Here is a 1,572-nt window from a genome sequence, read left to right as displayed (position 1 = left end):
CCGTCCAATAGCACTAGATTCAAGATGGGGTCACCGGACGGTTACGAGGCAGTGATAACAAGCCGCGTAAGTCGGACGTCCCTGACGGGCCGCCGCTTCGCTCCGCGTTAAATTTCAGGCGGTCATGGATACGATCCCGCGTTTTAAGAAAATCGAGGCACTTTCACTCGGCATTGTTCTGCCTGTTTTGCTTTCTGGCTATACGGTGCTTCTTCTGCTGAACTCCGAGGCCGTTTTTTGGGGGCGCAGTTCGAGCGTTATCTACCATGGCTACGACGCTTTCCTGGTCTCCGCCTTGTGGTTTGGTGTTTCGGGGCTTTTGGCCGGCCATTTTTGGTTACGGCAGTATCGTGTATTCGGGCCCGCGCGCCGTAAGGCATTCATGTGGGTATCATCATTTTTAGTCTTGGTAGGGTTGGTTTCAGCCATTCTTCTGGTCTAAAAATTTAACAAGGCGCATCAATTCGCGGCCGATGGCCGCCGGACGCCCTTTTCATTGCGGCTGCGCCTCCATTACAAGGGCGCCGTTGTGCGCTGGCGTTAAAGGCCTGGCTCCGGTGTTCTTTGGTTTGGTGTTTGGCCGCGGTTTGTCAGATTGCCGGCAGGCAGAAAACAGCCCTCAGTTTGGCAATGGTTTTGGCCGGTAATTTGGTGGTCAGGTCGCGGGGCAATCCGGCGCATTCGCTGGAAAAACCGCCCATTCGGTGCTCTGGTTCCTGGCGCCATGGTTTGAGTTGCTGCAAGGTATCGGGAGCGGGCATTCGGCATTGAGTGCCAATACAAAACAACGGGTAACCGGCCCTTAACCAGGCGGTCAACCGGACGCCAAAAGCGTACCGCTTTTGGTTCCCTCCGCTGCGCTCCGGCGCCGGTTACCGCTAGCGTTATGTGTAGATGAAGTCATGAGGCAAGTTAAGATCAAAATTTTGCCCGCTATGGGTAGCGCCGACGGGAGCTGGGAAATCGTTAATTTTGACGATTTCCTCCTACGTTATTCGCCACGTCTGGCAATGCATGTCTCATGCACTAAACAGTTTCCTCCTTTCCATATTTTGAATGAGGAGCTGCTCTCAGGTGGCGCTGACCAAGGAATGAGTGGCGGTTGTTACTGGAAGCCTTTAGAAATTACTGAACAAGAGTACGAAGATATTCGGGAAGAGATGCTTACATCACCATCACACCACCTTGAATACGATCCTGGTCTTGAGGATCGCAAAACCATAAATAAATGGTGTGGTGCTGTGCTATCTCATCACAATCCGAGGAACCGGGGTGTCACATAACCAAGCGGTCAACCGGACGCCAAAAGCGTGGCGCTTTTGGTTCCCTCCGCTGCGCTCCGGCGCCGGTTACCATCAGCGTTATCACACAAGGAGGTGCATGAATGAAGCAAACAGGTAGTTGTCTCTGCGGGGGCATTCAATACGAAATCAACGGTCCGCTGACCGATGTTCTGAACTGTCACTGTTCAATGTGCCGAAAGCTTCATGCCTCGGCTTTCAGAACTCGCGCTAAGGTGCAATCCTCGGATTGGCACACCGTCAAAGGTCAGGAGCTGCTGAAGTTTTACGA

3 protein-coding genes are annotated in these 1,572 nt (G+C 53.1%); all 3 read left to right on the top strand.

The genetic code is table 11. The features are described from left to right. Nucleotides 1–124 precede the first annotated feature (124 nt). Nucleotides 125–442 (top strand): hypothetical protein, encoded by a 318-nt coding sequence (locus CLH62_RS20830; protein ID WP_099620082.1) that lies wholly within the window; start codon nucleotides 125–127, stop codon nucleotides 440–442. A 460-nt stretch (nucleotides 443–902) separates the two neighbouring features. Beyond that, nucleotides 903–1,283, top strand: coding sequence for a hypothetical protein (locus tag CLH62_RS21040; RefSeq protein ID WP_143752404.1), 381 nt, complete (start codon nucleotides 903–905; stop codon nucleotides 1,281–1,283). A gap of 101 nt (nucleotides 1,284–1,384) precedes the next feature. Further along, nucleotides 1,385–1,572 (top strand): GFA family protein (locus CLH62_RS20825; RefSeq protein ID WP_211285870.1); only part of this gene is annotated, 188 nt, incomplete at its 3' end.

The sequence above is a fragment of the Marinobacter guineae genome (genome assembly GCF_002744735.1).
In the GTDB taxonomy this organism is placed as follows: Bacteria; Pseudomonadota; Gammaproteobacteria; order Pseudomonadales; family Oleiphilaceae; genus Marinobacter; species Marinobacter guineae.
Note: the sequence above shows the minus strand (reverse complement) of the source record. Positions and strands in the feature narration are given on the sequence as shown.